We start from the raw sequence: 24,330 nt of genomic DNA, 5'->3' as shown, positions 1-24,330 counted from the left end.
TTGCCAGGCGCAGGACGCCCTGGTCTTCAGGTATCCAGGCTCATCGGCTTGGCGCCGCCTGGCGGCAGGCCGAACAGCCTGCGCACGGCGTTGAGAAACGCGCCGTAGGGCCGTCCCAGCACCAGCATCATTACCGTGGCACTCAATACCCCGAGCCACAGGCCCTGCCCCGAGGCGCCGCTGAACGCGATGATCGCGGCGTAGATCGGCACCTGGAAGCTGACCAGGGCCGCGCTGTCCCACAGCAGCCGGGACAAGCGGTTCTCGCTCGCTCGACGCATGACGTAGTCTCGCCAGATTCCATAGGGTCTTGCGACCGGAACCATCAGGGCCGCGCCCAGCAGACGGGCATGCAGCACCTGATCCCAGGTCATGCCCGCGATGTAGCGTTCATTGAGCGCGCCGGTCGTGGTGAAGAACAGGATCAGCGCCGTGGTGTCGGCGAGGAAGGCGCGGCGGCGGTGGGCGGTATCGGCGGACATGAGGGCGCGCGCGGCGTCAGGCCGGGCGCAGGTCGCCGACGTTGATCGTCGCCGCGCCGCAGGCCTGCACCAGTTCTGGGTCATGGCTGGCGAACAGCACCACGCGGTCCCGGGCCCAGGCCTTGAACTGCTGCGCCAGCACTGCGCGGGCCGGGCCGTCGAGCCCATTGCTGGCGCCGTCGGCGATCACGACGGCGGGATGGCCCAGCGAGGCCGCCGCCAGATAGACCTTTCTGCGGGTGCCCGTGGACATCTGTTCGAAACGCTTGTCCAGGTGCGGTTCCAGTCCGAGGGCGCGGGCCAGCGCCAGCGTGCCTTCGTCGACGGTGGTGTGCTTGCCGGCGGCGGCTTGCGCCAGCAACTCGCGGCCGGTCTGCGTGGGGTCGACCATGCAGTTGTCGGGGACGTAGGCAAGCCTGAGCCTGGCTTCCTGCGGCGTTCCGGCCAACGAATGGCCGTCGATCCAGACTTCGCCGGCATCGGGAGGGATGACGCCCGCGATGATGCCCAGCAAGGTCGATTTGCCGGTGCTGTCTTCTTCGCACAGCGCATAGCAACCCGCCGGGAAGACGTGGGTCAGGCCGTCGAAGACGGTGTAGTCGCCGTAGCGTTTGCCGAGTTGATCGATGCGTAGCATGGCGGCCAGTGTACGCAGGAACCACGCAGGCCGCTCGGGAAGTTCAGGAACGGCGCTTCCTGGCCGTTGGCTTTCGAGACGGGCTGGAAGGCGCGGAGGCTGAGGCTGTCCGAGGGGGGACGGATGGCTTCGCGTCGGGCGGAGCGTGGGCCGGATCTTGGGGCTGCGCCGGTGTCTTGGCCTGGGCCACAGGCTCGGACGCTCGCGTGGCCAATTGCGCAAGCAGATGGTCGATCTGCCGGTCTCGGCCCACCAGCTGATCGTTCAGGCTGCCCAACTGACTGAGCAACTGCGCCGTGGTGGCGTGACGCAATGACCGCTCCGTCTCGGTCGCGGCAATGCTGGCATCCAACTGCGCAATCACGGTCTGCACCGTGGATTCGGCGGCCTGGGCGCGTTGCACCTGCGCGTCCGTTTCCGACCGGGCCTGTTCGATATCCGCCCGCAGCTTGGCCGCCGTAGTCTCGGCGGCCTTTCGTGCGCGCTCCTGATCCTCGTTGGTTTTCTTCAGGGCCTGGCGCAATTCGTCCAGCTCGCCGAGCCATCGGCGCTCATGCACGGCATGGCGAGCGTCTGCCTTGGCCAAGGCATCCTGGTGGGCCACCGTGCCGTCGCGCAGCGCCTGCTGCAGCCGGGTCTCGCGGTCGCGGATGTCTGCCAACTGCGATTCGGCGTCTTTCAGCGCGGCGCGGGTTTCGCGGGCCTGGGCCTCTGCCGCCACCAGACGGGCTTCCGCCGCGGCGGCCTGTTCGCGCGCCGTTTCGGCCGAGGCCAGCAGGTCGGCTTCGCGCGTTTGCAATCGGTCCCGCTCTTGCCGCAGCGTTGCGCGCTCGAGGTCGATGTGCTCCCGTTGCCTGGCCACCGCCGTCCGTTCCTGCGCGGCGGCCTCCGCCCATTCAGCGTGGGCGCTGGCCAACGCCACTTCCCAGAGCTGGCCAGCCGCCCGCAACAGCGGCGCGGGCAAGCCGCTGGCCCCCTGCTCTGCCCCGCCCAGCCGTGAATGGCGTTCGCTGAGCTGCTTGAACCAGGTTTTCAGGTGCGGGCCGACGGTATTGGGCGAACCGCGCCCCAGGTGCAGCCGAACACGCTCGATGGTGGGTTGCTCGCCGTCACGCAGCAGCGCATCGGCGGCCGCCCAGACGTCCTCGTCGGTGATGCCTCTGGCCATGGTGGGTGCCTTTTCCTGGTTACGTAAGGGGTTGAACCGCCGTCGCGACGTAGAATTAGGGCGGATAATTGAAAGTTATCCGATCTAGTTTCTTAATGACGTATTATTTAATACGTGATATGTATTATATCAAACAATATTGAAGCCAACATCGAATTGCCATGACCGAAGCCCTGCCCTCTCCGTCGACACCCATGCCCAGGCGGGCCCTCATCGCTGAAACCGTCGTGGCCGCGCTGGGTTCCAGTGAAGCCTCGATCCAGGCGCTGATGCGCGAGGGCAGCGCGCAGAACACCGTGGCTTCGTACCGGTCGGCCATCCAGTACTGGGCCGCGTGGCATCAGCTGCGCCTGGGCCAGCCGTTCGTGCTGCCCCTTTCGGTCACTGCCGTCCTGCAGTTCATCGCCGATCACGTCGAACACGTCACGGAGCAACAAGGGCTGGCCCACGACCTGCCCGCTGCCGTCGATGCCGCGCTGGTCGCCAGTGGCGTCAAGCGCAGCCCGGGCCCCTTCAAGCTGGCCACGGTCCGGCACCGCCTGGCGGTATTGTCCGAAGCCCATGAGGCAAAACAGCAGCCCAATCCCTGCCGCAGCCGCGAGGTGCGGTCACTGATGGCGCGCGTGCGCAGCGCCTATGCCAAGCGTGGCGTTCGTCCGGCCAGAAAGGACGCACTGACGAAAGAGCCGCTGGAGCAACTGCTGGCCACCTGCGACGACTCGTTGATCGGCCTGCGCGATCGCGCCCTGCTGCTGTTCGCCTGGGCCAGCGGCGGACGCCGCCGCTCGGAGGTCGTGCGGGCCACCATGGAAAACACCCGACGCGTGCCCGAAGGATTCCTGTATTCGATGGGGACGTCCAAGACCAACCAGGAAGGCGCCGAACGCGCTGACAGCCACAAGCCCGTCGTGGGCCGCGCCGCCGTGGCCCTGCAGGCCTGGCTGACGGCAGCCGGCATTACCGAAGGTCCTCTGTTCCGCCGCGTGCGGCGGGGGGGCGTGATGGGTGCCGCCCTGGGGGCCGAGGCAGTCCGCAAGATCGTGCAGCAGCGCGCCGCGCAGGCCGGGCTGCAGGGCGACTACTCGGCGCACAGCCTGCGCTCGGGTTTCGTGACCGAGGCCGGCCGGCAGGCGTTGCCGCTGGGCGAGACCATGGCGCTGACCGGCCACGCCAGCGTGGCCAGCGTGGTCGGCTATCACCGCGCGGGGTCGGCGCTGTCGTCCAAGGCCGGGCGGTTGCTTGAGAACGACTAGGGCGACCTGTCGGGAAATACGCAGGGCGTGGCCGCCGGCCCCATGCTTCGTTATCGGCTTGTCGCGGCCAGCGCCTCGTCGCGGGTCATCAGCGCTGCGTACTTCTGTTCCATGTCGAACAGATTGGCTTCGTGGGGCGCGATCGCGCGGTCGCCCACGCAGTCGGTGACCACGAGCGGACGGAAGCCGTACTGCATGGCGTCCACCACGCTGGCCCGCACGCAGCCGCTGGTGACGGCGCCGGCGACCAGCAGGGTCTGCACGCCATGGAATGACAGCCAGGCCGACAGGCCCGTGCCGAAGAAGGCCGAAGGCACCGTCTTGCGCACCACCAGTTCGCCGTCGGCGGGCGTCAGCTCGGGCACGATGGCGCTGTTGTGCCCCTGCTCTTTCAGTCCCAGCATGCCTGGCACTTTCAACGAGAACACGTTCGCGTCGGCATCGTTGTCCGCGTAGACGATGCGGCTGTGCGCCACCGGCCAGCCGCGTTCGCGCGCCGCTTGCAACAGGCCCACCGTGCGGTCGATGGCCGGGCGGATGTTGCCGCCGCCGAACACGGCGGGATCGGCGAAGCCATTGACGAAATCGACGATCAGCAGGCCATACGGAGCCTTCAAGGGCAGCGGCGTGCCGAAGCTCTGCCGGCGGTAGACATCGGTATCGGCGGTCTGTGGGGTCTGGGTCATGCCTGGGCTCCTGATTGTGGCGGGTACAGCACCTTGCCGTCCCGCACCATGGTGTCGCCGTCCAGCCGCACGGTACAGCGGCGCAGCGGAATATCGATGTGGCAGGCCGTGGTGCGATGGCCGCCCGCTTCGTTGTTGGGTCCCAGCGAGAAAAGAAAATTGCCCTCGAAGGCGCGCGCGTCCATGCCGATGGTGGCCTCCTTGTCGTACAGCGACAAGGTGGTCCAGCTGGCGCGCGGCTGCAGTCCCCAGCCGATGTGCGAGATCGCGTACCCTTCCGGATCATTGAACGACGCCATGTATTCGCTGAGCAACTGCGCGTCGATGCCGCCCTCGATATGCGTGGCGTATCCCCCTTGCACGGTAAGCCGGATGGGGTCGTTCACGTAGTTCTTCTGCGGCAGCAGGATGTCGCCGCGATCGATGACGATCACGCCGTCGGCGCTGCCTTCGTCGGGCCAGGTCAGCACGAAGCCGCTGGGCCAATGGTCCCAGCGGCCGGGCTCGTCGACGTAGCCGTATTCGCTGATCGCCGGGAACTCGCCCAGCCGGAACCGCACGTCCGTGCCCGCGGGCGACGTCACATGCATGGTCCCGGCGGCCTCGATGCGGGCGGCGGCGGCCTTCACGCGCGCCCGGTCGGCCTCGGTGGGCACCATGCGCGCCAGGATCTCTGGCGGTTCGACCGCCAGCAGGATCTTGGTGCCGCTGGCCAGGATGTCATGCTGCTCGGGCGAGAACAGCAAGGTCATCAGGTCCAGCACCAGGTCGCTGGCCTTCAGGGCGGCAATGGCCGCCTGGTTGCCCGTCAGCGGCGTGGTGCCCAGGTAGGCAAGCGTGTCGCGGCTCAACGCCTTCTCGCCGTTGACGGGCGGCAGGTCCAGGCGATTGACGATGGCGCCCAGCGACTGCGCCGCGATCAGCGCGGTGGACAGGGTCTGGGGATGGGTGGTCGCGCCGGTCAGGATGGTGACGGTCTGCCCTGCTTCCAGGCGGGACAGGGTCAGCACCTCTTTCCAGGCTTCGATCATGGCGTAGTCGCTGACTGGCATATCATGGCTCCTGTTCGGGGAGGTCTAGCGCCGCACCCAGGAACTCGCCGAAGGCCGCGTAGAAGCCATCCTCGTTGTCCCAGGGAATCATGTGGCCCGCGTCGGCCACGCGTACGTGCCGCGTGCCCGGCGCCAGCCGTTGGATCTCTTCCACGTCGTCGTCGCGCACCACTTCGCCGCGCTCGGCCGTGACCAACAGCCGCGCGGCCTCGATCGACGGCAGGTCGGCGTGGATGTCGTCCAGGTGAAACCCGTCGAAGCTGGCCAGGATGGCGCGCTCGTCGCAGGTGTGCAGCCACTGGGCGCGCAACTGGCGCTGTTCTTCGGTCCACGTCGGGCAATAGGCCAGCATGTCCTCGGCCGTCATGCCGGCGCGCGCCTGCGCCATCGAGCCCACGTACCACGGCAGCTTGGCCGGATACGGCCGGCGGCCCGGGCCCGAGACAGGCGGGTCCACCATCGCCAGCCGGGCCAGCGCCGCGGGCCGGGTGCGCGCCGCGCGGATGCCGATGCGCGCGCCCATGGAATGGCCCACGACGCTATAGCGCTCCAGGCCCAGGGCCTGCGCGAAGGCCAGCAGGTCGGCCGCCTGCGCGTCCAGGCCGTAGTCCAGCGAGGCATCGGCCTGCGACAGTCCGCGGCCCCGCACGTCCAGCACGTAGGTGTCGAACCGCCGGCCGAAGCGCTCGGCCACGAAGCCCCAGGTGACGGCCGGACTGGTGATGCCCGGCACGATGATGACGGGATCGAGGCCCGTTTCGGCGCCGCCGTAGCGCAGGTAGTGCTGGCGGATGCCGTTGGCGTGCACGTGCGCGCCGTATTGGAAGGTACTCATGTCGGCTCTCCGGTGTTCAATACGCGCCCGACAGCAGCGCGCCCGCGCCCGGCACCACCGGGTCCAGGCCCAGCGATGTCAGCATCGCGTAGGTCGTGGCCACGGCGGCGGTCACCACGGGCTTGCCCGTCATGGCCTCGACCTTGGCGATGGCCGGCAGCGAGGGCATCTGCACGCAGGCCGACAGCACGATCACGTCGGCATCCTGGTATTTCAGGCCCTGCACGATCTCGGGCAGGCGCGCGGCGTCGTGGCGGCCCACGTCCAGGTTGTCGGGGATCTCCAGCGCGCGGTAGTCCAGCACCTCGTAGCCCTCGTTGGCGATGTAGCTCACCACCAGTTCGGTCAGCGGCTTCATGTAGGGCGCGACCACGGCGATCTTCTTCGCCTTCATGATCTTCAGGGCATCGACCAGCGCGCCCGCGCTGGTGATGACCGGCGCGCTGGCGCCGTTGGCCGCCGTATGGCCCGTCAGGCGCTCCTGCGACACACGGTGATAGCCGTGGCCCATGGCCATGATGGCCACCAGGCAGGCGTAGCCCAGCACGTCCACGCGCGCGTCCGACAGCTCGACGGCGCAGCGGTCCGACTCGGCGTCCATCGCGGCCAGTTCCTCCTTCACCACCTTCTTCATGCGCATGCGGCTGGAGTGGAAGGTGAAACGCTCGGGCCGGATCTGCTCGCGCGCGCGCAGCATCGCGGGAATCTCGGTCTCCATCGTGGTGTTCGAACTCGGCACGATCTGGCCGATGCGGTAGGTCTTGGTCATGGTTGCTCCTCCGGGAATGGGCAATCGGGTCGGGTATGGGTCAGAGCTTGAAGAGGCGTTCCGCGTTGCCGTGGCAAACCAGGGCGCGGGTGGCGTCGTCCAGCGGCGCGGTGTCGATGAATCGCGAGGCGATCGCGCTGGACTCGTAGGGGTAGTCGACGGAGAACATCACCGCCTCGGCGCCCATCTCGGCGATGGCCCCGATCAGCGTCGGATGCGAACACACGCCCGAGGTGGTGATCAGGATGTTCGTTCCCAGATAGGCCGACGGCATGCGGTCGAGCGTGACGCCGTGGGGGTAGACCGCGAAGCGGCTGTCGAAGCGCCAGCGCTGGAACGGCAACCCTTCGCCCATGTGGCCGAGGATCAGCTTGACCCGCGGAAAACGGTCGAACACGCCGCCGAACAGCAGGCGCAAGGCGTGCGTGGCGGTCTCCACCCCCCAGCCCCATGTGGCCCGTTCGATGGCGGGATGGCCCGTGTAGGCGTGCGGCATCACAAAGGCGTCGCACGGGTGCAGATAGATCGGCACGTCCAGCGCCTGCACGCGCTCCCAGAAGGCGTCGTATTCACGGCCGTCGTAATACGTGCCGTTGGTGTGGCCGTTGATCAGCGCGCCCTTGAAGCCATAGCCGCGCACGGTGCGCTCCAGTTCGTCGGCCGCCACGCGCGGATCGTGCATGGGCACCACGGCGAAGCCGCCGTAGCGGCGGCTGTTGCGCGCCACGCGTTCGGCCAGGAAATCGTTGTTCTCGCGGGCGCGGCGCAACGCCACCACGGGGTCCCGCTCGGCCTGCACGCCGGGCCCCGTCTGGGACAGGATGACGTAGTCGATGCCGTTCTCGTCCATGTCCTGCAGGCGCAACTGGTCGAAGTCGGTCAGCCGGCGCCCCAGTTCGGCCAGCGATTGCGCGTCGATGTGCTGGGCGAAGACTTTGGAATAGTCCTGGAAGCCCGGCGCGGTGTAGTGCTCCTCGAAAGCGATCTTGCGCATGGTTCTACCTCTTGTCCTGTTTATGGTCAGTGCACTGAATATTCAGGCCGCGCCGCGCCGAGAATCGGCAACCGGCTGGCCCGGCTTATGTCCTGTGGCCGGCCGCCCTTCCCCACTTGGCGGCGGCCGGTGTTCTCAATTGCCGAAGGGGTTGCTCATTTCCCCGCCGTAATTGCTGTCGAAGCCTCCTCCCTGCATTTCGATCCTCACATCTTTGGTGTCGGTCTTCACGACGTCATCCTTGTCGTGCGTCACCAGCGAGGGAAAGCAAAGAACGATCAGCACCAGCAGCAGCTGGATGCCGATGAACGGGAGGGAGCCCCAATAGATCTGGCCGGTCGTCACCTTGGGAATGACGTGGCCCGTGACCCGGTCGCGGTAGTCCTCGCGTGGGGCCACCGAACGCAGATAGAACAGCGCCAGCCCGAACGGCGGGTGCATGAACGAGGTCTGCATGTTCAGGGCCAGCAGCACGCCGAACCAGATCAGGTCGATGCCCAGCTTGTCGGCCACCGGCGCCAGCAGGGGCACGACGATGAACGCCAGCTCGAAGAAATCCAGGAAGAACGCCGCGATAAAGACGAAGATCATCACGAAGGCCAGAAAGCCGGTCTCCCCGCCCGGCACGGACACCAGCAGGTGTTCGACCCAGAGGTCGCCGTTGACGGCGCGGAAAGTCAGGCCGAACACGGTCGAGCCGATCAGGATGAACAGCGCGAAGCAGGTCAGCCGCGTGCTGGAATCCATGGCCTGCTTGAGCAGCGGCAGCGTCAGGCGGCGCTTGGCGATCGCCATGACCAAGGCGCCGACAGCGCCCATCGCCCCGCCCTCGGTGGGCGTGGCCAGGCCGATGAAGATGGTGCCCAGCACCAGGAAGATCAGCGCCAGCGGCGGGATCAGCGCGAACGTGACGCGCTCGGCGATTCCGGACAGCAGGCCCAGGCGCAGCACGCGGTTGACCGACGCAGCCGCGAAGGCGACCGTGCCCCAGCAGAGGATGGACACCACCACGGTCTCGTCGACCGGCGCATCCGGGTCCAGCACCTCCACCGCCAGAAAGTAGGCGGACAGACTGGACAGCAGCATCAGCACGATCAGCGACCGCGTGCCGGAAGCGCCGCTGGGTTCGGCCGTCTGGCGGGCGCTGGCGGGCATGGCCGGGCCGGCGGAAGGGCGTGCCCATGTCAGGAACAGCACATAGGCCATGTACATGACGATCATCAGCAGGCCGGGCAGGATGGCGCCCCGGTAGATGTCGCCCACCGAGCGGCCCAATTGGTCGGCCAGGATGATCAGCGTCAGCGATGGCGGGATGATCTGCGACAGCGTGCCCGAGGCGGCAATGACGCCGGTCGCCAGTCTGCGGTCATACCCGTAGCGCAGCATGATGGGCAACGAGATCAACCCCATCGAGATGATCGAGGCCGACACCACGCCCGTGGTGGCCGACAGGACGGCGCCTACGGCCACCACCGCCACGGCCAGGCCGCCGCGCACCGACCCGAACAATTGGCCGACTGTTTCCAGCAATTCCTCGGCCATGCCCGACCGTTCGAGGATCAGCCCCATGAACGTGAAAAACGGCAAGGCCAGCAGGGTGTCGTTGGACACCACCCCGAAGACGCGTTGCGGCAGGGCCTGGAACAGCGCGGGCGACAGCAGGCCCAGTTCCATGCCGATCAGGCCGAACAGGATGCCATTGGCCATGAGCGCGAAGGCCACCGGGAATCCCGACAGCAGCAGCACGATCAAGGTGGCGAACATGATGGGCGCCAGGTTGTCGATGAAGAATTCCATGGTCAGTCCGCCTTCCCTGCCTGCTTGCCGGACGGCGCCGTCTGCCCGGCGGGCACGCCGTGTTCCCCGAGGCGTGCCGCGATCTCCTCGGCCAGCGCCTTTTCGTCGGCCGTGGCTTCGCGCTGGCGCGGATCGCCGCACGCGCCCCGCAGGAAGCCGACGCACTTGACCAGGTGCGACAGCGCGGCGGCAATCAGCAACGTGAAACCGACGGGCACCAGCAGCTTGGCGGGCCAGCGGATCAGCCCCCCCGAGTTGGAGGACATCTCGCCGCTGGTATAGGACTCCCAGAACATGGGCCATGCCAGCCACATGATCATGGTGCAGCCCGGCAGCAGGAAGAACAGGATGCCGAAGATCTCCAGGCGCACCTGCGTGCGTGGCGAGAAACGCTGCGCGATGATGTCCACGCGCACGTGGTCGTTGCGCAGCAGGCAGTAGCCGGACGCCAGCAGGAACAAGGCGCCGAACATGTACCACTGGATCTCCAGCCAGGCGTTGGAGCTGGCGTGGAAGAACTTTCGCCCGAAGGCGTTCGCCGCGCTGATCAGCACCATGGCCAGGATCAACCAGGCCACGATCCGTCCTACCCGGACGTTCAGTGCATCGATCATGCGAGAGAGGCGGAGCAAGGATTGCATGGCAGTCTCTGATCTTGAAAACAATGGAATCGGTGGGCGCGAGCCGTCAGTGGTCGGCGGCGCGCCAGGGCATGGCGCGCCGCTCGATCCATGCCAGCGCGCCATAGAGCAACAGGCCGAGCGCCGCCAGCACGAACAGCGCGGCGAATACCCGCACGGTGTCGAAGGTGCCCTGCGCGCTCATGATTACGTAGCCCAGGCCGCGCTGCGACGAGACGAATTCGCCGACGATGGCGCCGACCAGCGCCAGCGAAATCGCGACTTTCATGCCGGCCACCAGCGAGGGCAACGCGGCGGGCAGCCGGACTTTCAGGAAGAATTGCAGCCACGAGCCTCGCAGCACGCGGCCCAGGTCCTGGACGTCCTGCGGCACCGATCGCAGGCCGTGGGCGGCGTCGACGATGATGGCGAACACGGCGATCAGGAAGGCGATGGCCACCTTGGGTTCCGCGCCCGTGCCCATCCAGATCACGAACAGCGGCGCGACGGCGACCTTGGGGACGCTGTTCAGCGCCACGATCAGCGGATACCCGAAGCGCGCGAACCCGCTCGATCCGACCAGCAACAGCGCGATGGCCACGCCGCCGACGACCGACAGCACGAAGCCGCACAGCGTAGTGAAAAGGGTGTATAGCGCGTGGTCCAGATACCAGTGCCAATCCTTGGCCAGGTCGGCCAGCACGGCCGAGGGCAGCGGCAGCATGATGGGCCGCACGTGCAGCAACCGCCCCGCCGCTTCCCACAACAGCAGCATCGCCGCGATGGACACGGCGCCGGCGGCGAGCTTGCCGATGGCGCCCTTGCGGGGCGCCGGGCCGGAACGCGGGGCTGTCATCGCGCCACCTCCGGCTCCTGGAACAGGCCCATTTCCTGGAAGAGCCCGCGCAATCGCGATACGTACGCGCCGAACTCGGGCGTCTCCCGGATCGACAGCGGCCGTGGCCGCGGCAGGCCGATCGTGATCACCTCCCGCACCGTGCCCGGCCGGGCAGAGAACACCATCACCTCGTCGCCCAGGAATACGGCCTCGGCAATGCCGTGCGTGACGAACAGCACGGTATTGCGCGTGCCCAGCCAGAGGCGCTGCAACTCGGCGTTCATCTGGTCGCGCGTCATGGCATCGAGCGCGCCGAAAGGTTCGTCCATCAGCAGCAGACGGGGGGCATCCACCAGCGCGCGGCAGATCGCCGCCCGCTGCCGCATGCCGCCCGACAACTCGCGGGGGTAGCTGCCGGCAAAGGCCGACAGGCCCGTCATGTCCAGCAGGGCGTCCACTTTGGCTTGGTAATCCTGGCGCTTCTTGCCGGCGAATTCGATAGGCAGCAGGATGTTGTCGCGGATGGAGCGCCATTCCAGCAACGCATCGCGCTGGAAGACGAAACCGATGCCTTCCGGCGCGCCGCGGACCGGCTGGCCATAGACAGCCAGGCTGCCTTCGGTGATGGATTCCAGTCCGGCCACGCAGCGCAGGAACGTGCTCTTGCCGCAGCCGCTGGGGCCCAGAAGGCTGACGAATCGTCCCGCCGGCACCTGCACGTCGACGCCGGCCAGCGCCTGCACCCCGCGCTCGCCTTCGTAACGCTTGCCCACGCCGCGCGCGGCGATCGTGATGTCGCTCATTTGGCGCTTCCGTAGGGAGCATGCAGGACCATGCGGCCCTCGGCGTAGTAGTCGGCCGCGGGGCGTTGCGCGGACACCAGGCCGACCGAGGACAGGGTCTGGACGGCCTGGATCCAGTCCTGCGCCACCGGCGGCCCGATCCGCGCGCCGTCCAGCGGTCCGAAGTAGTCGCGCAACGCGTCGATCTGGCCACGCAGAACGTCGGCGTTCAGCCGGGCCTGCGGACGCGCCGCCAGGATCGCGGCGACCGCCTCGTCCTGGTGGCCGGCATAGATGTATTCCCACGCGGCGGCGACCACGCCGGCGAAGCGCCCCAGCACCTCGCCCCGCTGCGCCAGTTTGCTTTCGCTGGCGAACAGCCCGAAGCCCGGCATGTGCAGGCCGTAATCCGCGAAGCGCACGGCGCGCGAGGCGCGGCTCTGGGACACCACCGGCAGGAAGAACGGAATGGTCGAGAAGGCCGCGTCGGCGCGCCCCACCGCATACGTGCTGGCCTTGCCGGCGGCATCCACGTTGATCAATTCCAGATCGTCGCGGCGCAGCTTGCCATGAGCCAGGAAGGCATCGATGAATGGCGCTTCGAGCGAACCGGCGGTGTAGGCCACCTTCTTGCCCTTCAGGCCCGCGGGACCATCGATGCCCGAGTCCGCCGGCACCAGCACGCCGATGTCGCCCTGGCGCGCGAACACCGCCAGCGCCTTGACGGGCAATCCCTTGTCGCGCGCGACCATCATGGAGGCCAGCGCGGCATGACCGACGTCGAAGGAGTCGCCGTTGCCGACGATCTGCACGGTGGTCACGGAACCATTGCCGTCTTCGAGCTGGACGTCGAGCCCCGCCTCTTTGAACCAGCCTTTCCGGGCAGCCAGATGAAACGGCGCATGCACGCCCCAGGGCGTCCAGTCCAGGCGGACGCGGACGGTCTCGGCGGCCTGCCCAGGGCCTGCCAGCAGCAGGCTGGCCAGGGCGGCCCACAACAGGAATGGCTTGCGTATGAGCGACATGGTGCCTCCCAACAAAAACGGGATATCTGAAAACCAACAGGAAAACCGGGGTGAATCGGGGCCGGGCTACGTCCGGCGTCGGAACAGGCGCATGATGCGGTCCTTCAGCACCCCGAAGAACAGGGCAAGGGGATTGAGGGCGGCCACCGGCGCGTCATCGGCGGCGTCGGGGTTCTGCATGCGCCTGGCCACGTTGCGGCCGAACTCGGCGATCATGCGGCGTACGAAATCCTGCACCAGGCCGGAGCGCGAGAACTGCGCCAGCGGTCCTTGCAGGGCGTAATCCATGTCGATGACGACGCGGGTGCCCTGCCCGTCCTGTTCCAGGCGGTATCCGATGTCGCCCTGGGCGCGCGACTGGCTGACCGTATCCTTGCCCGCCCCGCGCAGGATGGCGGCGCGCGCCGCGTCATCGCGTTCGAGCGTGGCCTTGCCTTCGAACGCCGCCTGCATCGGACCGAACTTGATGCCGATCCGGCCCTGGACTTCATCGCCCTGCCGGGAGACGATCTGCGCGCCGGGCAGGCATCCCGCCACGCGCGGCAGATCCACCATGAACGTCCATACCTCGTCCGGCGGGAACGGGACGCTGAATTCGCCGTCGATGTGCTGCCCCTTGCCCTTTCCTTCCCTGGCGCCGCCGGCGGCGGGCCTGCCCGGCGGCGTGGGCGCGGCGACCTCGTCCTCGTCGTGGCGCGCTTCGAAGACCTGCAGCGGCCTGTCCGCGAGCGCGGCCAGCGGCGGCGCGACGGGCAGTGCGCGGCGCAATGCCTCGACGGCCGGATCGGGTTGTTCCCGCAGGTCGTGCAACACCGAGAGGACTGCCGCCACGATTCCCATATAGCCCGTGCAGCGGCACAGGTTGCCGGACAGCTCGATACGCACGCGCTTCTCGTCGGCGTCGGGCAGGCGCAGCGCGATGTCGCGCGCGGTGGCCAGCATGCCCGGCGTACAGAAACCGCACTGCAGGGCGTGGTGGGCGGTGAAGGCGGCACGCAGGCGGCGCATCACCGGATCCTCGTCGTAGCCTTCGACCGTGACGACCTCGCGTGCCTCGCAGGCGACCGCGAAGGTGATGCAGGACCGGACCGGCCGGTTGTCCACCAGCACGGTGCACGCCCCGCATACGCCGTGCTCGCATCCCAGATGCGTGCCCGTCAGGCGCGCCTCGTCGCGCAGGTAGTCGCCCAGGTGCATGCGCGCCGGGACGTCATGGCACACGGCTTCGCCGTTGACTTTCATTGAAACCAGACTCATGGCTTTGCCTCGCCGGCCCCGCGGGGCGGCATGTCATCGATCAGGTTGGCGGGCGTGCCCAGCGCCTGGGCCAGGCAGCGGGCCACCACGGTTTCGTACAGGCGGCGTTCGACCGCATCCTTTTCGGGCAGGGCCTGTTCGACCGCGCCGCGTACCGCCGCCGCGGTCACCGCCGCCCCGCCCTGCCGCGCACAGGCCTGCGCCAGCGCCGTCAGCGACCGCGGCGTGGCGTCGAGCGCGCCCAGCACGAGACGCGCGGTGCGGCTGCGGGGATCGAACCAGGCCACGCAACTGGCCTCCGCGAACTCGCCCGTCTTGCGGCAGAACTTGTAGTAGCCGAAGCGGCTGTCGGCGCTGGCGGCCGGCACGTCCACCGCCACGATCAGTTCGCCCTCCTGGAGCGAGGTGGTGTAGGCGCCCGCCATGAAGCGCTGCACGGTCTCGTGGCGCACTGCGCCGTCGGCATCCGCGATCTCCAGCCTGGCGCCCAGGCCGGCGCACACCACCACCCAGTCCGCCGCCGGGTCGGCGTGGGCCAGGCTGCCGCCCAGCGTGCCCCGGTTGCGCACCGCCCGGTAGGCGATGCGCCCGGCCACGCCCTGCATGGGATGGTTCCTGAGCGGCGCGTGCACGCCATCCTCGATCTCGGCATGCGTCACCGCCGCGCCCACCCGCAGGCGCTCGCCCCGTTGCTCCACCTTGCGCAATTCCGCGACGCCGGACACATCCACCACGGCGCCGGGCCGGGCCAGGCGCAGGTTCAGCATCGGCCCCAGCGACTGGCTGCCCGACATGGGCTTGGCCCCGTGTCCGGCGGTCATCAGGCCCTTCAGCGCATCCGCCAGGCTGGCGGGGCGGGCGTAATCGAAACGGGCTGCTTTCACTGGCCCACCTCCATCAGGGCGTCGGACGGCGTTGCGACGGACGAAGATCCCGCCGGTGCGACGGCCGCGCGGCCCGCCCCGGCCAGCGCGTGCATCAGGCGCCGGGGCGTCAGCGGCGTGCGGTGCACCAGCGGCGCGTGCAGCCGGTGCAGCACGTCGTTGACCGCGTTGTAGATGACGGCGGGAGGGGCGATCGCGCCGCCCTCGCCCATGCCCTTGGCGCCGAATTCCGTGTGCGGCGACGGGGTCTCGAAATGGTCGATCCGGATGGACGGGACTTCGGTCGCGCCGGGCATGACGTAGTCGGCGAACGTCGAGGCCAGCGGCTGGCCGTTCTCGTCGTAAGGGGTTTCTTCGTAGAGCGCCGTCCCCAGGCCCTGGGCGATGCCGCCGAAGGTCTGGCCCTCGACCACCATGGGGTTGATCATGGTGCCGCAGTCTTCGACCGCGACGTAATCGAGGATCTCGACGGCGCCCGTGCCCGGGTCCAGCGCCACCACCGCCGCATGGCTGGCGTAGGTGAACGAGCCGGTGTCCACCTTGGGCTTGTAGCCCACCGTGGTCTCCAGGCCGCCGATGTCCGCGTCCCTGGGCAGCTTGTGCGGGTTGATGTACCAGGCGTCGGCGATCTCGCGCACGCTGACCGAGTGCTCGCCCACCCAGACCGATCCGTCGCGCAACTCGGCCCGGTCGGGCGTCGCGTTCAGCATGTGCGCGCCGATGTGCAGCAGGCGCGGCGCCAGGCGCTTGCAGGCCTGCGACACCGCGCCTCCCGACATCACCAGGGCGCGCGAAGCGTAGGTGCCGGTCGAGAACGGCGTCTGGCCGGTGTCGCCGTGCAGCACTTTGATGCGCGAAATATCGGTGCCCAGGACTTCGTTGGCGATCTGCGCGAACGTGGTCTCCATGCCCTGCCCGTGCGAATGCACGCCCACGCGAACCTCCAGGCCGCCATCGGGCGTGATCTTCACCGCCGCCTGGTCATAGCCAGGAATCACGGGCGTGCCCCAGGCCGCGAAGACCGAGGTACCGTGCGCGGACTGCTCGGTATAGGTCGCCACGCCCAGCCCGATCAGCCGTCCATCGGCCTCGGCCTGCGCCTGGCGTCGGCGTACCGCGGGCGCGTCGATCATCTGCAATGCGCGCCGCAGGCTGGCCGGATAGTCGCCGCTGTCGAAATGCTTGTTCGCCACGTTCACGTAGGGCATCTGTTCGGGCTTGACCAGATTCAGCATGCGCACCTCCCAGGGCTCTTTGCCGACCTGGTAGGCAATGCTGTCCATCATCAGTTCGATGGCGAAGCAGACGCCGGTGCGGGCCACGCCGCGATAAGGGACGAAGCCCGGCTTGTTGGTGGCCACGCACTGGGTGAGGCAGCGGTAGCGCTGGAAGTCGTAGGGCCCAGGCAGATTGCCGGTGGCCTGCCCGGGCTCCAGGCCGATGGTGAACGGCCAGACCGAATAGGCGCCGCCATCGATGACGATGTGGGCGTCCAGGGCCAGCAGGCGTCCGTCGCGGTCGGCATAGGCCGTCAGTTCGTAGTCGTGTTCGCGCGTGTTGGCGCCAGCGATCAGGTGTTCGCGGCGGTCCTCGAGATAGCGGAACGGTTTCTTGTAAGTCTTGGCCAGCCAGGCCACGCAAAGCTCTTCCTGCTGCAGCACGCACTTGTAGCCGAAGGCGCCGCCCACGTCCGGAGAGATGACACGCACCTTGGCCTGGTCCAGTTCCAGGCATTGCGCCAAGCCGGTGCGGATCATGTGCGGCACCTGGGTCGCGCTGACCACCACCAACTGGTCTTCCCGGTGATCCCAGTACGCCAGCACCGCCTTGCCTTCCATGGGAACCATGCACTGGCGCGCCAGTTCGACGCGCCGTCGCACCACCACGGGCGCGTCCAGTTGCTCGGGCGCGAAATCCTTCTCGGCCTTCAGCGTGACGAAGAGATTGTCGCGCCATTCCTCATGCACCAGATCGCCCTGCGCGGCCAACGCGGCCTGGGCACTGGCGTAGACCGGCAGCTCGTCGTAATCCACGCCGACTTCTTCGATCAGGTCTTCGGCCTCGGCGCGCGTGGCCGCCACCGCCATGACCACCGGTTCGCCGACGAAGCGCACCTTGCCGCGCGCCAGCGGCGGCTGGGCCGAACGCTGGTACGTCGGCAGCGTCGAGTCGGCCACGATGTCCAGCACCTGCATGTGCTCACGCGTGAACACCTTGCCGTCCAGCGCCGGCGGGATGCGGACATCGGCCACGCGGGCATGGGCCAGCGGGCTGCGCAGGAAGGCGACCTCGCGCAGGCCGGGCATGGACATGTCGCCGACGAACTGGCCGCGGCCCATGAGATGGCGCGTGTCCTCCTTGCGGGGAACACGCGCGCCGACGCCTTGGGGCTTGGCGCCGTGGGCGGCGTGGGGCTTGTCTTGCATGAAACACCTCTATGGTGATGAGACGGCTGGCCGGCCGTGGCTCAACGACGCGTCACCGCCTGGAACGTGTAATTGTCCAGCGCGCTTTCGGCCACGCGGAACCAGCTGGCCTGGTCACGCTGGAATTCCGACCACTGCGGGAACAGCGCCGCGAAATCGGCATTGGCCGCGACCTGTTCCTTCCAGAGTTCCTGCGACGCCTTGTAGGCGGCGTCCATCACGTCGCGCGGGAAGAACGACAGCTTGGCGCCGCCCGCCAGCAGCGACTTCATCGCGCCGGGATTGCTGGCGTCGTACTTGGCCAGCATCTTCATGGTCTGTTCGGAGCATGCGCACTCGAAGGCGGCCTTGAACAGCGGCGGCAGCGCGGCCCAGGCCGCGGCGTTGACCATGGTGGTGATGGACGCGCTGCCCTCGAACCAGCCCGGCGAGTAGTAGAACGGGGCCACCTTGTTCAGGCCCAGCTTGAGATCGTCGTAAGGACCGATCCACTCGGCCGCGTCGATCGTGCCCTTCTCCAGCGAGGGGTAGATATCGCCCGGCGGAATCTGCTGAGGAATCGCGCCCAGCTTGGACAGCACCATGCCGCCGATGCCGCCGATGCGCATCTTCAGGCCTTTCAGGTCATCGACCGTCTTGATCTCGCGGCGGAACCAGCCGCCCATCTGCACGCCGACGTTTCCACAGACGTGATTGACGATGTTGTATTTCTTGTAGAGGGCCCGCAGCTTTTCCAGGCCGCCGCCGTAGTGGATCCATGCGTTGTGCTGCCGCGCACTGAGGCCGAACGACAGGCCGGTGTCGAACGCCAGCGCGGTGTTCTTGCCCAGGTGGAAGGTGCTCAGCACGTGGTTGCATTCCACGGTGCCGTTGCTGACGGCGTCCATGTTCTGCGCCGGCGGCACGATCTCGCCCGCGGGAAAGACGCGGATCTCGAATTTTCCGCCCGTCAGTTCGGATACGCGCTTGGCCAGTTCGTCGGCCGAGCCGTACATGGCGTCCAGGCTCTTGGGCCAACTGGTGGACATGCGCCAGCGCACAGTGGCGCCTTCCTGCGCAATTGCCGGAACGGCCGCGATGGCGGCTCCCATACCTGCCGCCTGGGTCAGGAAACGACGACGTTGCATAACTCAATTCCCCTTGATTCGTGAGGCCGACCGGCCCTGGTCTGCGAGCGGCAACCTTACCCATGCAAGGATCGTGCCATCTCGCGTGAAGCGCATCGCACTGACTGTCAGCCGTCGTGCTATTAATCAGTATGCTGATTACTTTGCAGGTTCGTCAATAGGTTGAATCCTCAGCATGCGGACAAATTTCCGGCGTTTTTCACGCACCGTATCGGCGCATGCGATGCCCAGGAAAATGCATGCCTGCACCAGTGTTGTACGCCCCGCGGAGCCCCGTGTTTTCCCGTAGTTCATTCCTGCCACAAACGCTGGAAGAATCGATGCATCGCTGCTAGACTTTGCTCAGTGTACTGATTAATTGCCGGAGAAAACCATGAACTGGATACGCATCGCCTCCACCGATCAGGTCGATGACGACAGCGCCATCGCGCTGACCGTCGGCCAGATGCAACTGGCCCTCTACAAATGCGATGGCGAGTACTTTCTGTCCGACGGTGTCTGTACCCATGGCCACGCCATGCTGGCCGAGGGGTATGTGGAAGACGGCTGCGTCGAATGCCCTCTGCATCAGGCCCGTTTCAATCTGCGTACCGGCGAGCCGGAGTGCGCGCCGGCGACCGTTCCGATCAGCGTGTACCCGGTGCGTGTCGAGGATGGCGCGATCTTTGCGCAACTGGAGGCCTGAACGATGGCCGTACCCGCCTCCATCGTGATCGTCGGCGCGGGACAGGCCGGCGCCGTCGCCGCGCGCACGCTGCGCGAACGGGGCTACGCCGGCGTCATTACGCTGGTGGGCGACGAGGCGCACCTGCCGTACGAACGCCCGCCCCTGTCCAAGGAAGCCCTGGGCGCGGGCGTCGATGCCGGCGTGGGGCGCCTGCACCCGGCGCAGTACTACGCGGACCACGACATCCGCGTGGTCTCGGGGGCCGTGGCCAGCGCGCTGGACCGCGCGCAGCGCGAAGTCGTACTGGCCGATGGCAGGCGCCTGCCGTATGACGCGTGCCTGCTGGCCACCGGCGGCCGCGCGCGGCGCCTGCCGCTGCTGCCAGAGCGCCTGCCCAATGTGCATGTGCTGCGCACCCTGGACGATGCCATGGCGCTGGGCGCCGCCCTGGCCCCGGGCGTGCGGCTGGCGGTCGTCGGCGGCGGATTCCTGGGGCTCGAAGCGGCATGGACCGCCAGCCAGCGCGGCGCGGCCGTCACCGTGATCGAAGGCGCGCCGGCGTTGCTGGGACGGGTGCTGCCGCCCGTGCTCAGCGAGTGGCTGCTGTTGCGCGCCCGCGCAGCGGGCCTGGACGTGCGCCTGGAAGTCTCGGTCTGCGGCGCGGTGCCGGGCGCCACCGCCGCCGGCACCACGCTGGCGCTGTCCGACGGCAACCAGATCGAGGCCGACCAGGTGCTGGTGGCCATCGGCCTCGTCCCCAATACCGAACTGGCGTCATCGGCGGGGTTGCCCCTGTGCGCGGCCACGGCGGGCGTGCTGGTGGACGCGGACTGCCGCACGGCGGACCCGCATGTCTGGGCCGCGGGAGATTGCGCCAGCCAATGCCGCGAACCGGACGCGCAGGCCGTGCGCACCGAATCCTGGCAGAACGCCAACACGCACGGCGCCATCGCCGCCGCTTCCCTGTTGCAGGCCGAACGCCCCGTGACGCCCTACCCCTGGTTCTGGACCGACCAGCTCGGCTGCAACATCCAGATCCTGGGCGCTGCGCAACCGGGCCTGCAGTACGTCATGCGAGGCACGGCGCAGCCCGCCGACGATGCCCCCAGGCTGTTGGCCGTGGGCCTGCGCGAGGGCGTGCCGGTGCACGGCGTGGCCATCAATGCCGGTGGCGACCTGCGCGTGCTGCGCCCGTTGTTCGAGCAGGCGGCCGCCATCGACGCGCACGCGTTCGCCGATCCTGCCTGCGCCCTGAAGCCTTTCGTCAAATCCTGCCTGCAGCGTTCCGCCTGAACGCGCGGCTCATCGGAGCTCTTTCATGTATCAATCGCAAACCGTGATCGGCATCACTCCCGCCCGCAAGGATCCGCCGCTGCAAGACTGCACCTGGCCCGAGGACGCCCTGCATTTCGTGCCTGACTGGGTCTATACCAGCCAGGCGGTCTACGAGCAGGAGCAGGACCGCATCTTTCGCGGCAAGACCTGGAACTATGTGGCGCTGGAAGCCGAAGTGCCCGAGCCCGGCAGCTACAAGCGGTCGTATGTGGGCGCCGTGCCCGTGGTGGTGTCGCGCGCGGAAGACGGCGGCCTGCATGTCTTCGAGAACCGGTGTGCGCACCGTGGCGCGGAGTTCTGCCGCCACGGCCAGGGCAAGGCCAAAGAGTTCGTGTGCCCCTACCACCAGTGGTCTTATGACCTGAAGGGCAATCTGCAGGGGGTGCCGTTCAAGCGCGGCGTGAACAAGGCCGGCGGCATGCCGCGTGACTTCCGCAACGAAGAGCACGGCCTGCGCAAGCTGAACGTCACCACGCGCCACGGCGTGATTTTCGCGTCGTATTCCGACGACGTCGAGCCGATCGAGGAATACCTGACGCCCGAGATGCTGGTGGACTTCGATGCGGTATTTCCCGGCCGTCCGCTGAAACTGCTGGGCTACTACCGCAACGAGCTGCCCTGCAACTGGAAGATGTACCACGAGAACCTGAAGGATCCGTACCACGCGACCCTGCTGCATTCGTTCCTGGTGGTGTTCGGCCTGCTGGTGGCCGGCAACAAGTCGGCGATGACCGTGGATACGGTGCACGGCCGTCACGGCACCATGGCATCGGCCAAGAGCGAGGAGAAGTACGCCACGGTCAGTGAAGAGAACAAAAAGGAAATGCGCTCGTTCCACGACGGCTTGCGGCTGCGCGACGACCGTTTCCTGGAATACGTCAAGGAGTTCGATTCGCCCTGGTCGGTCACCATGCAGACCATCTGGCCGAACCTCATCGTGCAGCGCGAGATGAATACGCTCGGCGTGCGCCACATCATCCCCAACGGCCCCAACAGCATGATCATGCAATGGACCATGTTCGGTTACGAGGACGACACGGAAGAGATGCAGCGCCATCGCCTGCGCCAGGGCAACCTGATGGGCCCCGCCGGATTCCTCGGGCTGGAAGACAACGAGGCCATGAAGTTCGTGCAGGAAGGCGTACGGCGTTCGAGCACCGACCTGAACGTGCTGAAACTGGAAAGCGGCAAGCTCGGCACCTCCGAGACGCTGATCTCCGAGGCGGCCATCCGTTCGATGTATCAGTACTACCGTCAGGTCATGGGCTTCTGAAGGAAACTGCCGAGATGAACCAAAGCAACACCTATGTGCCCAGCCGCTTGCCGCTGGAGCAGGCGCTGGCGTTGAAGGCCGGGATCGAGCTGTTCCACGCCGAATATTGCGCCGCGCTGGACGGCGGCGATGTCGAGCGCTGGCCGGAGTTCTTCGTCGAGGATGCGGTGTACCGCGTCACCGCGCGCGAAAACGCCGAGCTGAACCTGCCCGTGGGGCTGGTCTACGCCGAAGGCCGCGACATGATGCATGATCGGGCGGTGGCGATCTCGCGCACGCAGATGTTCGCGCCGCGCTACCTGCTGCACATCGTCAGCGGCGTGCGCGTCATCGACGCCACGCAAGCCGGCGAGATCGCCGCCCAGGCCAGCTTCCTGCTGATGCAGACCCTGGTCGAAGGCCCCACCACCGTGCACCTGGCCGGGGTGTACCAGGATGTGTTCGTGCGCGAGGACGGCGCACTGCGCCTGAAGCGCCGGGACGTGATCTACGATACCAACATCCTGGCCAACGATCTGGTCTATCCCGTCTGACTTTATTCAGTACACTGTTATTTTTGCCCACACGGGAAGTGTGCATGACGTCTCCTAAGAAATCCGCCCTGGCGGCGCGCAAGTCGGCAACCCTCAACGCACGCCCGCCCGCCCAGGACGAGGACGGAGACGTCGCGCGCGAGGTCCTGTGGGAGCGCCCGGGCTTCCTGGTGCGCCGCCTGAACCAGATCCACTACGCCATGTTCTTCGAGGAATGCCATTCGCAGAACATCACGCCGGTCCAGTATGGCGTGTTGACCGCGCTGTCGCTGCTGCCCTGGATGGACCAGACCGAGATCGGCATGGACGTGGGCCTGGACCGCACCACCACCGCGGATGTGATCAAGCGGCTTCAAGAGCGCGGCCTGCTCGAGCGTCGCGTCAACCCCGAAGACAAGCGGTCGCGCCAGGCCAAGCTGACCAAGGCCGGCGCCAAGATCGTGGAAGAGCTGCACGAGGGCATGGCGCGCGCGCAGGCGCGCCTGCTCGAACCCCTGAATGCCCGCAACCGCGAGGTGTTCATGCGCTTGCTGGGTATCCTGGTCGAATCCAACAATCACTACGGACGCGCCCTGCTGCGGGCATTCTGACCAGCCTAGGGGTTCAGTTCACGGAAGGCCTTGGCGGCCTCGATGTCCATTTCCGGCGCCAGCACCACGCCATTCTTGGTGGCCAGCACCTCGGCCATGATGCTGACGGCGATTTCCGCGGGCGTCTTGCTGCCGATATACAGCCCGATGGGGCCGCGCAGCCTGGCCAGCGAGGTCTCGGTCGCATCGAAGTGCTCCATGAAGCGCGCGCGCCGGGCGGCGCTGTTGCGCCTTGAGCCGATGGCCCCGACGTAGAAGGCCGGACTTTCCAGCGCCTCGAGCAAGGCCAGGTCATCCAGCTTGGGGTCGTGGGTCAGCGCCAGGATGCAGGTGCGCGAATCCGGCCGGAACGCCGTCACCACATCGTCGGGCATTTCCGTCAGCAGGGGTACGTCGGGCATGGCCCAGGTGGTGCGATGCTCGACGCGGGGGTCGCACACGGTTACCTTGAATCCATTGAAGATGGCCATGGTGGCCAGATACTGCGCCAGCGCGCCCGCGCCGATCAGCAGCATGCGATAACCCGGTCCCAAGGTATTCGCCAGGCGCGCGCCGTCGAATTGCAGGTCGCACGGCGCATCCGTGCCGAACAGTTGCACGGCGCCATCGCGGCAATCCACCTCTCTGCGCACCAGTTCGCCGTTATCGAGGCGGACGACCAGCCTGTCCAGCGAGCCGGGGTCGGGGTCGAACTCCAGCAGCAATTCGAGCGTGCCGCCGCAAGGCAGTCCGAAACGGTGCGCCTCGTCCGCGCTGACGCCATAGCGCAGCAGTTCCGGCGGCCCCCCGGGAATCGCTCCGCGGCCATAGGCCTGGGTGTAGCGGTCGATCAGGTCGTCCTCGATGCAGCCGCCCGATACCGACCCCACCACGCCGCCGTCTTCGCAAAGCGCCATCATCGCGCCCACGGGCCGTGGCGACGACCCCCAGGTGCGCACCACGGTGGCCAGTACCGCCCGCCGTCCGGCCATCCGCCAGTCCCGCAAGGCACGCAGCACCAGTGTGTCGATCGTATCCATGTTTGCCCTTGATTCGCGCCGCCGTTGCATGAGAGGCGGGCAGCATTCATGCCCAGGCAAGCTCTTGCTGACGGTCTATGCAGCCATGATACGTCGGCCCGTTCCGGATGCAATACGCAAGTCCGGACAGCAGATCGCTAAATTGCGCCAAATCGTCAGCATACGGAGGACTTGAAATGGGATCGGCCGGGCAGAAAGCATCAAACCGTTACCGCCATTGACCCGGCTGGCAAACGAAAGGAGCATACAGCGCGGCTTTTTGTTCAGAGGGATTCAACCGA

24 protein-coding genes are annotated in these 24,330 nt (G+C 67.4%); 6 read left to right on the top strand and 18 right to left on the bottom strand.

Features of this window, described 5'->3' with window-relative positions; genetic code table 11:
* Positions 1-26: 26 nt before the first annotated feature.
* The 3 genes from alaE to A7W11_RS04365 are packed head-to-tail and all read right to left on the bottom strand — an operon-like array spanning position 27 to position 2,287.
* On the bottom strand, positions 27-482 hold the full coding sequence (gene alaE, locus A7W11_RS04375) for an L-alanine exporter AlaE (protein WP_066408845.1): 456 nt from the start codon (positions 480-482) through the stop codon (positions 27-29).
* 16 nt (positions 483-498) lie between these two features.
* Positions 499-1,119 carry an ABC transporter ATP-binding protein gene (locus tag A7W11_RS04370; RefSeq protein ID WP_066408842.1) on the bottom strand — a complete coding sequence of 207 codons (621 nt, stop codon included), beginning with the start codon at positions 1,117-1,119 and terminating at the stop codon, positions 499-501.
* Positions 1,120-1,162: 43 nt separating this feature from the next.
* Positions 1,163-2,287, bottom strand: coding sequence for a DNA-binding protein (locus A7W11_RS04365; protein ID WP_066408831.1), 1,125 nt, complete (start codon positions 2,285-2,287; stop codon positions 1,163-1,165).
* Positions 2,288-2,448: 161 nt separating this feature from the next.
* Here A7W11_RS04365 and A7W11_RS04360 point away from each other — a divergent pair, with 161 nt between their 5' ends.
* A complete protein-coding gene (locus tag A7W11_RS04360) occupies positions 2,449-3,540 on the top strand; it encodes a site-specific integrase (RefSeq protein ID WP_412778698.1) in 1,092 nt (363 codons plus the stop codon).
* Between the two features lie 50 nt (positions 3,541-3,590).
* On the opposite strand, the gene A7W11_RS04355 is transcribed toward A7W11_RS04360, so the two are convergent.
* The 14 genes from A7W11_RS04355 to A7W11_RS04290 form a co-directional block, all read right to left on the bottom strand.
* On the bottom strand, positions 3,591-4,226 hold the full coding sequence (locus tag A7W11_RS04355; protein WP_066408829.1) for an isochorismatase family protein: 636 nt from the start codon (positions 4,224-4,226) through the stop codon (positions 3,591-3,593).
* Entirely contained in the window at positions 4,223-5,278 is a 1,056-nt protein-coding gene (locus A7W11_RS04350; protein WP_066408825.1) for a M29 family metallopeptidase, read from the bottom strand. The genes A7W11_RS04355 and A7W11_RS04350 overlap by 4 nt, the downstream gene beginning before the upstream one ends.
* A 1-nt stretch (position 5,279) precedes the next feature.
* A complete protein-coding gene (locus A7W11_RS04345; protein ID WP_066408823.1) occupies positions 5,280-6,113 on the bottom strand; it encodes an alpha/beta fold hydrolase in 834 nt (277 codons plus the stop codon).
* Positions 6,114-6,129: 16 nt separating this feature from the next.
* Positions 6,130-6,882, bottom strand: coding sequence for a maleate cis-trans isomerase family protein (locus A7W11_RS04340; protein ID WP_066408819.1), 753 nt, complete (start codon positions 6,880-6,882; stop codon positions 6,130-6,132).
* 40 nt (positions 6,883-6,922) lie between these two features.
* Positions 6,923-7,876, bottom strand: coding sequence for an amidohydrolase family protein (locus A7W11_RS04335; RefSeq protein WP_066408812.1), 954 nt, complete (start codon positions 7,874-7,876; stop codon positions 6,923-6,925).
* A 135-nt stretch (positions 7,877-8,011) separates the two neighbouring features.
* Complete coding sequence (locus A7W11_RS04330) at positions 8,012-9,673, bottom strand: TRAP transporter large permease (protein ID WP_066408809.1); 1,662 nt, start codon at positions 9,671-9,673, stop codon at positions 8,012-8,014.
* Positions 9,674-9,675: 2 nt separating this feature from the next.
* The gene (locus tag A7W11_RS04325) at positions 9,676-10,314 is read right to left on the bottom strand and encodes a TRAP transporter small permease subunit (RefSeq protein ID WP_082887085.1); all 639 of its coding nucleotides are present in this window, start codon (positions 10,312-10,314) and stop codon (positions 9,676-9,678) included.
* A gap of 46 nt (positions 10,315-10,360) precedes the next feature.
* Positions 10,361-11,149 (bottom strand): ABC transporter permease, encoded by a 789-nt coding sequence (locus A7W11_RS04320; RefSeq protein ID WP_066408803.1) that lies wholly within the window; start codon positions 11,147-11,149, stop codon positions 10,361-10,363.
* A complete protein-coding gene (locus A7W11_RS04315) occupies positions 11,146-11,934 on the bottom strand; it encodes an ABC transporter ATP-binding protein (RefSeq protein ID WP_066408798.1) in 789 nt (262 codons plus the stop codon). The genes A7W11_RS04320 and A7W11_RS04315 overlap by 4 nt, the downstream gene beginning before the upstream one ends.
* Positions 11,931-12,938 carry an ABC transporter substrate-binding protein gene (locus A7W11_RS04310; protein WP_066129201.1) on the bottom strand — a complete coding sequence of 336 codons (1,008 nt, stop codon included), beginning with the start codon at positions 12,936-12,938 and terminating at the stop codon, positions 11,931-11,933. The genes A7W11_RS04315 and A7W11_RS04310 overlap by 4 nt, the downstream gene beginning before the upstream one ends.
* A 66-nt stretch (positions 12,939-13,004) precedes the next feature.
* Positions 13,005-14,195 (bottom strand): xanthine dehydrogenase family Fe-S subunit, encoded by a 1,191-nt coding sequence (locus tag A7W11_RS04305; RefSeq protein ID WP_066408794.1) that lies wholly within the window; start codon positions 14,193-14,195, stop codon positions 13,005-13,007.
* Complete coding sequence (locus tag A7W11_RS04300; RefSeq protein WP_066408791.1) at positions 14,192-15,079, bottom strand: FAD binding domain-containing protein; 888 nt, start codon at positions 15,077-15,079, stop codon at positions 14,192-14,194. The genes A7W11_RS04305 and A7W11_RS04300 overlap by 4 nt, the downstream gene beginning before the upstream one ends.
* Entirely contained in the window at positions 15,076-17,505 is a 2,430-nt protein-coding gene (locus A7W11_RS04295) for a xanthine dehydrogenase family protein molybdopterin-binding subunit (RefSeq protein ID WP_066408788.1), read from the bottom strand. Before A7W11_RS04295 ends, A7W11_RS04300 begins: the two co-directional genes overlap by 4 nt.
* Positions 17,506-17,546: 41 nt before the next feature.
* Positions 17,547-18,632 carry a TRAP transporter substrate-binding protein gene (locus A7W11_RS04290; RefSeq protein ID WP_066129188.1) on the bottom strand — a complete coding sequence of 362 codons (1,086 nt, stop codon included), beginning with the start codon at positions 18,630-18,632 and terminating at the stop codon, positions 17,547-17,549.
* 373 nt (positions 18,633-19,005) lie between these two features.
* On the opposite strand from A7W11_RS04290, the gene A7W11_RS04285 reads away from it, so the two are divergent.
* From A7W11_RS04285 to A7W11_RS04265, 5 genes are read left to right on the top strand one after another with little or no spacing between them, the layout of a single operon-like run.
* Positions 19,006-19,317 carry a non-heme iron oxygenase ferredoxin subunit gene (locus tag A7W11_RS04285; RefSeq protein ID WP_066408785.1) on the top strand — a complete coding sequence of 104 codons (312 nt, stop codon included), beginning with the start codon at positions 19,006-19,008 and terminating at the stop codon, positions 19,315-19,317.
* Positions 19,318-19,320: 3 nt separating this feature from the next.
* A complete protein-coding gene (locus A7W11_RS04280; RefSeq protein WP_066408782.1) occupies positions 19,321-20,592 on the top strand; it encodes an NAD(P)/FAD-dependent oxidoreductase in 1,272 nt (423 codons plus the stop codon).
* A gap of 25 nt (positions 20,593-20,617) precedes the next feature.
* Complete coding sequence (locus A7W11_RS04275) at positions 20,618-21,907, top strand: aromatic ring-hydroxylating dioxygenase subunit alpha (RefSeq protein WP_066408779.1); 1,290 nt, start codon at positions 20,618-20,620, stop codon at positions 21,905-21,907.
* 14 nt (positions 21,908-21,921) lie between these two features.
* Positions 21,922-22,440, top strand: a complete 519-nt coding sequence (locus A7W11_RS04270; protein ID WP_066408772.1) for an aromatic-ring-hydroxylating dioxygenase subunit beta — start codon at positions 21,922-21,924, stop codon at positions 22,438-22,440.
* Between the two features lie 44 nt (positions 22,441-22,484).
* Complete coding sequence (locus A7W11_RS04265) at positions 22,485-23,030, top strand: MarR family winged helix-turn-helix transcriptional regulator (protein WP_082887084.1); 546 nt, start codon at positions 22,485-22,487, stop codon at positions 23,028-23,030.
* 5 nt (positions 23,031-23,035) lie between these two features.
* Here A7W11_RS04265 and A7W11_RS04260 read toward each other — a convergent pair whose 3' ends face one another.
* A complete protein-coding gene (locus tag A7W11_RS04260) occupies positions 23,036-24,049 on the bottom strand; it encodes an XdhC family protein (protein WP_066408770.1) in 1,014 nt (337 codons plus the stop codon).
* Positions 24,050-24,330 lie beyond the last annotated feature (281 nt).

It is taken from the genome of Bordetella ansorpii (assembly GCF_900078315.1).
GTDB classification, from domain to species: domain Bacteria; phylum Pseudomonadota; class Gammaproteobacteria; order Burkholderiales; family Burkholderiaceae_B; genus Bordetella; species Bordetella ansorpii.
The sequence above is the reverse complement of the archived record's forward strand: the minus strand, read 5'-3'. Positions and strand labels throughout refer to the sequence as shown.

Excerpts from the sequence above, each read along its gene's own strand:
- alaE (WP_066408845.1), bottom strand. The coding sequence starts at position 482 with ATGTCCGCCGATACCGCCCACCGCCGCCGCGCCTTCCTCGCCGACACC.
- A7W11_RS04370 (WP_066408842.1), bottom strand. The coding sequence starts at position 1,119 with ATGCTACGCATCGATCAACTCGGCAAACGCTACGGCGACTACACCGTC.
- A7W11_RS04365 (WP_066408831.1), bottom strand. The coding sequence starts at position 2,287 with ATGGCCAGAGGCATCACCGACGAGGACGTCTGGGCGGCCGCCGATGCG.
- A7W11_RS04360 (WP_412778698.1), top strand. The coding sequence starts at position 2,449 with ATGACCGAAGCCCTGCCCTCTCCGTCGACACCCATGCCCAGGCGGGCC.
- A7W11_RS04355 (WP_066408829.1), bottom strand. The coding sequence starts at position 4,226 with ATGACCCAGACCCCACAGACCGCCGATACCGATGTCTACCGCCGGCAG.
- A7W11_RS04350 (WP_066408825.1), bottom strand. The coding sequence starts at position 5,278 with ATGCCAGTCAGCGACTACGCCATGATCGAAGCCTGGAAAGAGGTGCTG.
- A7W11_RS04345 (WP_066408823.1), bottom strand. The coding sequence starts at position 6,113 with ATGAGTACCTTCCAATACGGCGCGCACGTGCACGCCAACGGCATCCGC.
- A7W11_RS04340 (WP_066408819.1), bottom strand. The coding sequence starts at position 6,882 with ATGACCAAGACCTACCGCATCGGCCAGATCGTGCCGAGTTCGAACACC.
- A7W11_RS04335 (WP_066408812.1), bottom strand. The coding sequence starts at position 7,876 with ATGCGCAAGATCGCTTTCGAGGAGCACTACACCGCGCCGGGCTTCCAG.
- A7W11_RS04330 (WP_066408809.1), bottom strand. The coding sequence starts at position 9,673 with ATGGAATTCTTCATCGACAACCTGGCGCCCATCATGTTCGCCACCTTG.
- A7W11_RS04325 (WP_082887085.1), bottom strand. The coding sequence starts at position 10,314 with ATGCAATCCTTGCTCCGCCTCTCTCGCATGATCGATGCACTGAACGTC.
- A7W11_RS04320 (WP_066408803.1), bottom strand. The coding sequence starts at position 11,149 with ATGACAGCCCCGCGTTCCGGCCCGGCGCCCCGCAAGGGCGCCATCGGC.
- A7W11_RS04315 (WP_066408798.1), bottom strand. The coding sequence starts at position 11,934 with ATGAGCGACATCACGATCGCCGCGCGCGGCGTGGGCAAGCGTTACGAA.
- A7W11_RS04310 (WP_066129201.1), bottom strand. The coding sequence starts at position 12,938 with ATGTCGCTCATACGCAAGCCATTCCTGTTGTGGGCCGCCCTGGCCAGC.
- A7W11_RS04305 (WP_066408794.1), bottom strand. The coding sequence starts at position 14,195 with ATGAGTCTGGTTTCAATGAAAGTCAACGGCGAAGCCGTGTGCCATGAC.
- A7W11_RS04295 (WP_066408788.1), bottom strand. The coding sequence starts at position 17,505 with ATGCAAGACAAGCCCCACGCCGCCCACGGCGCCAAGCCCCAAGGCGTC.
- A7W11_RS04290 (WP_066129188.1), bottom strand. The coding sequence starts at position 18,632 with ATGCAACGTCGTCGTTTCCTGACCCAGGCGGCAGGTATGGGAGCCGCC.
- A7W11_RS04285 (WP_066408785.1), top strand. The coding sequence starts at position 19,006 with ATGAACTGGATACGCATCGCCTCCACCGATCAGGTCGATGACGACAGC.
- A7W11_RS04280 (WP_066408782.1), top strand. The coding sequence starts at position 19,321 with ATGGCCGTACCCGCCTCCATCGTGATCGTCGGCGCGGGACAGGCCGGC.
- A7W11_RS04275 (WP_066408779.1), top strand. The coding sequence starts at position 20,618 with ATGTATCAATCGCAAACCGTGATCGGCATCACTCCCGCCCGCAAGGAT.
- A7W11_RS04270 (WP_066408772.1), top strand. The coding sequence starts at position 21,922 with ATGAACCAAAGCAACACCTATGTGCCCAGCCGCTTGCCGCTGGAGCAG.
- A7W11_RS04265 (WP_082887084.1), top strand. The coding sequence starts at position 22,485 with ATGACGTCTCCTAAGAAATCCGCCCTGGCGGCGCGCAAGTCGGCAACC.
- A7W11_RS04260 (WP_066408770.1), bottom strand. The coding sequence starts at position 24,049 with ATGGATACGATCGACACACTGGTGCTGCGTGCCTTGCGGGACTGGCGG.